This is a genomic window from Rhodococcus sp. P4_B6 (assembly GCF_056402215.1).
Genome location: NZ_JBFUHV010000328.1, coordinates 1 through 4,616, shown reverse-complemented (window position 1 = coordinate 4,616; position 4,616 = coordinate 1). Strand labels below are relative to the sequence as shown.

Sequence of the window (4,616 nt, the reverse complement as noted above, 5' to 3'; positions counted from 1 at the left end):
GTAGTAGGCCATCGGGACGGGGATGGGGACGTTGATGCCGACCATGCCGACCTCGACCTCGTTCTGGAATCGGCGGGCGGCGCCGCCGTCGTTGGTGAAGATGGCGGTGCCGTTGCCGAACTGGCTGGAGTTCACCAGTTCGAGGGCTTCGTCGTAGGAGTCGACSCGGATSACGGASAGGACGGGTCCGAAGATYTCGTCGGTGTASACGGACATGTCGGTGGTGACGTGGTCGATSAGGGTGGGKCCGAGCCAGAAYCCGTCCTYGCCGCCGTCGGGCTGCACGGTGCGGCCGTCGACGACGATGGTGGCGCCGTCGKYYTCGCCGGCGTCGATGTAGGAGGCGACCTTGTCGCGGTGCACCTTCGTCACCAGCGGTCCCATGTCGGAATCGCGGGTGCCGTCACCGATCTTCAATGTGTCGGTGCGSTCTTTGATTTTCGCGACGAGTTCGTCGGCGATGTCGCCGACGGCGACGAGGGCGGAGATGGCCATGCAGCGTTCGCCGGCGGATCCGAAGCCGGCGTTGACCATGGCGTCGGCGGCSAGRTCSAGGTCGGCGTCCGGGAGGACGATGGCGTGGTTCTTCGCCCCACCCAATGCTTGGACACGTTTGCCGTGGGCGGTGCCGGTGGCGTAGACGTACTGGGCGATGGGGGTGGATCCGACGAAGCTGATCGCCTTGACAGCCGGGTTGGTGAGGAGTTCGTCGACGGAGGTCTTGTCGCCCTGCAGGACGTTGAACACCCCGGCCGGGAGGCCGGCTTCGGCCCAGAGTTCGGCCATCCAGATGGCGGCGGTGGGGTCCTTCTCGGACGGCTTCAACACCACCGTGTTGCCGGCGGCGATGGCGATGGGGAAGAACCACATCGGGACCATGGCGGGGAAGTTGAAGGGGGAGATGATGCCGACGGGGCCGACGGGTTGGCGGAGGGAGGAGACGTCGACGTTGGTGGAGGCGTTTTCGGTCATGYCGCCTTTGAGCAGGTGGGCGATGCCGCAGGCGAATTCGACGACCTCCTGGCCGCGGGAGACTTCGCCGAGGGCGTCGGAGACGACCTTGCCGTGTTCGGAGGTGATGATCTCGGCGAGTTCGCCCTTGCGCTGGTTGAGTAGTTCGCGGAAYKTGAAGATGATCTGSGTSCGCTTGGCGAGGGAGGTGTCGCGCCAGGCGGGGAAGGCGGCGGCTGCGGCGTCGATGACGGCGCGGGCGTCCTCGACGCTGGCGAGGGCGACCTGTCCGGTGACGGCGCCGGTGGCCGGGTTGGTGACGGGGGCGGTGTTGCCGCTGGTGCCGGGGAAGGTCTTGTTGTCGAACCAATGGGAGATGACGGCCATGGGATGTACTCCTGGAAAGGTGGGGTGACCACGAGTCTGCTGGGCAACAATGCCTGCGTCAACGAGTAAAATGGCACTTCGGACTGCAGATTTGCACGAGGGTGAGGGTGATGTTTACCGCAGACAACATGCGTTACCTCCTGGAGTTGTCGAGAACCGGCCGCCTTGCCGACGCGGCGAAGCGACTCGGTGTCGATCACACGACCGTCTCGCGGAAAATCACCCGACTCGAGAAGGACACGGGCACCAGGCTTTTCGACCGCGGGGTGTCGGGATGGCAGCTCACCGAAGCGGGCAGGCGGCTGGTTCCCCACGCCGAGGCGGTGGAGACCGCGGTCCTCGCCGCACTCGACGAGACGTCGTCGCGGGGCGGGCTGACCGGCACCGTCCGGATCATCACGCCCGACGGTTTCGGGTCGTTCGTGCTGGTGCCGGGTCTCGCGGCGGTGCGGTCCGAGCACCCCGATCTGTTCACCGAACTCGTCACGTCGACCACCCACGACCTACTGACCGGGCGCGACTTCGACATCGCCGTCACCCTCGAACGACCGTCGCCGCGGTCCGTCGTGGTCCGCAAACTGGCGGAGTACGACCTCCGCCTGTACGCGTCACGGCACTACCTGAGCGAGCACGACCCCATCACGGCCCTCGAGGATTTACGCCATCACACGCTGATCTGGTACGTGGACGCGTTCCTCGACGTCGAACCGCTGCGCATCCTCGACGCGCTGATCCCGGATTTCCAAGCGCAGATCCAGACCAACAACATCGCCGGCCACTACCAGGCGGTGAAGCACGGCGTCGGGATCGCGCCACTGCCGAGTTACATCGGGGCGCTCGATGAGGACCTCGTGCCGATCCTCACCGACGACTTCATCGCCCACCGCACCTACTGGCTGGTCGTGCCGCGGGAACTGACCCGACTGGCCCGGGTCAAGGCGATCACCGAGGCACTCTACTCCATCGTCGACGACAATCCCGAACTACGCGGCGCAACAGGTTAACTCATTGATCGGTGGGCGGGGGACCGGCGCTCTCGCGGACGACGAGTTCGGTGGGCAGCGTGATTTCCCGACCCGCTCCGCCGCCGATGATGTCGAGCAGCAGTTGGGCGGCCTCGCGGCCCTTGTCGACGAGGGGTTGCCGAACCGTCGTGAGTCCCGCGGTGCGGGCCGAGGGAATGTCGTCGAAACCGACCACCGACAGATCCTCGGGCACCCGGAGGCCGCGTGCCTGGGCGACGTCGATCGCGGCAAGGGCCAGCAGGTCGGACGCTGCGACGACCGCGGTCACGGGTCCGGCGTCGAGCAGCGTCTCGACGGCGGTGCGGGACAACTCGTAGTCGAACCCGCCTGCTTCGACGACCACGGCAGACGACCACGGCACCCTGTGTTTCCGGCAGGCGGACGCGTAGCCGGCGAGTCGTTCCTTCATCACGTGGTCGCGGGCTGCCCGGGTGCGGGCGGCGTCGACACGCCCGCCCTTGCCGTCGGGCACGAGGCGGTCGACGAGAAACCCGACACGGCGGTGCCCGAGGGAGAGCACGTGCTCCGCGATTTCCTTGGCGGCCTGCCGATCCTGGATTCCGACCCGGGGCAGCCCGCCAGGATTCGGACCGTCGATCACGACGATCGGCAGCCGGCGGCTCATCGCCGTCTGCATTCCGGGGTGGCCCTCCGGCATCGCGTACGCGAGGAAGCCGTCCACCGCGCCGCGCACGAGCACCCCGGAGCCCTCCGCTACCCGGGTGGACTCGAGGGGGCAGGGCAGCAGCGTCAGCGCGACCTCGGCGAGTTCACCGACCTCCGAGATGCCCTTCAGCAGCTGTGAGGTGGCGGGATCGTCGAAGGCGTAGCGCAACGAGTCGGTGATCATCAGCCCCAGCGCACCGACCTGCCCGGTGCGGAGGTTGCGGCCCGCGGGGTTGGGGCCGGCGTAGCCGAGTTCCGCGGCCACCTGGAAGATGTGGGCGCGCCGCGCCGCGGATAGCTTGTGGGGCTGGTTGTACGCATACGAGACCGCCGCCTGGGACACGCCTGCCGCCCGGGCAACGTCGTGCATCGTGGTCACGAATGCCGATCCTCTCCGTCACGCGGTTACCCGGCCCAGCTTATCGGCCGGACCGCGCGCGTCTTCGGGGTGTCAGCTCGCCCTGGTGACGACGAGGTCACGTCGTCGTGCCCTGGATGAGACAACGCTCCGCGGCGCTGGGGAGCGCATCACCGCGTCCGGGTGCCGGATCTGTTCGCAATGTGACCACATATGTGGCCGGCGCGCTGCGGGCTCATCCGCGAAAACCGGACAACGCGGTCGGTACCCATGTCGACCGGACTGGATCACCGCCGCGCTGCCTGGTCAGGTGTCGCGTGAGAAGACCTGTTCAGCCGGCCAGTTGGTCGCGCAATGTTCGGATGATGATGTGTTGTGCGTCTGTGAGGATCGAGTCGACTACCTCCTCGCAGCTGCCGATGCCGTGAATCAGGCCCTGGGCCTGGCTTGCCCACCAGAGCCCGCCTTCGACGTCACCGTTGCCGTACACCTGCTCGCGGCCGCGGGCGCCGCTGGCCAAATGGGCGATGTCGCCGAAGCCGGCACCTGGGCGCCGGGACAGGTCGAGGATCTCTTCGGAGACCGAGTTGCGGGCAACGCGTGCGGAGTTGTGGAACTCGCGGAAGACGATGACGGTGTCGCGTTCGGTGTTGTCGACGATCTGTTGCTTGACGTTGTGGTGGATGGGTGCCTCGGTGGTGGCCATGAACCGGGTGCCCATGTTGACGGCGGATGCACCGAGGGCAAGGGCGGCGACGAGTCCTGCGCCGGTGGCGATTCCGCCGCTCGCGATGATCGGGATGGTCAGTGCCCGGGCCGCGGCGGGGATGAGCACGAGGCCGGGAACGTCGTCTTCGCCGGGGTGGCCGGCGCATTCGAAGCCGTCGATGCTGATCGCGTCGACGCCGAGTTGCTCGGCCTTGACGGCGTGCCGCACGGAAACCGCCTTGTGAATGACCTTCACGCCGGCCGCCTTGAAGGCGGGCAGGTGCGGGGCGGGGTTGCCGCCGGCGGTTTCGACGATGGTGATGCCGCTGTCGACGATGGCGTCGCGGTATTCGTCGTAGGGCACCGGCTGGATGGTCGGCAGGATGGTGAGGTTGACGCCGAACGGCTTGTCGGTGAGGTCGCGGCAGCGGACGATCTCCTTGACCAGCGCCTCAGGGGTCGGTTGGGTCAGGGCGGTGAGGAATCCGAGCGCCCCGGCGTTGGCCACCGCGCTGATGAGG

The 4,616-nt window shown here is 67.5% G+C and carries 4 protein-coding genes; 1 reads left to right on the top strand and 3 read right to left on the bottom strand.

What is annotated here, in order from left to right:
- A partial coding sequence (locus tag AC1DWT_RS49700; protein WP_477926117.1) for a CoA-acylating methylmalonate-semialdehyde dehydrogenase occupies positions 1-1,338 on the bottom strand: 1,338 nt, incomplete at its 3' end.
- Positions 1,339-1,448: 110 nt separating this feature from the next.
- Here AC1DWT_RS49700 and AC1DWT_RS49695 point away from each other — a divergent pair.
- A complete protein-coding gene (locus AC1DWT_RS49695; RefSeq protein WP_072939332.1) occupies positions 1,449-2,342 on the top strand; it encodes a LysR family transcriptional regulator in 894 nt (297 codons plus the stop codon).
- A gap of 1 nt (position 2,343) precedes the next feature.
- On the opposite strand, the gene AC1DWT_RS49690 is transcribed toward AC1DWT_RS49695, so the two are convergent.
- Together AC1DWT_RS49690 and AC1DWT_RS49685 are read right to left on the bottom strand one after the other, a co-directional pair.
- Positions 2,344-3,408 carry a LacI family DNA-binding transcriptional regulator gene (locus AC1DWT_RS49690; RefSeq protein WP_095863068.1) on the bottom strand — a complete coding sequence of 355 codons (1,065 nt, stop codon included), beginning with the start codon at positions 3,406-3,408 and terminating at the stop codon, positions 2,344-2,346.
- A gap of 310 nt (positions 3,409-3,718) precedes the next feature.
- A partial coding sequence (locus AC1DWT_RS49685; protein ID WP_477926116.1) for an NAD(P)H-dependent flavin oxidoreductase occupies positions 3,719-4,616 on the bottom strand: 898 nt, incomplete at its 5' end.

Excerpts from the sequence above, each read along its gene's own strand:
- AC1DWT_RS49695 (WP_072939332.1), top strand. The coding sequence starts at position 1,449 with ATGTTTACCGCAGACAACATGCGTTACCTCCTGGAGTTGTCGAGAACC.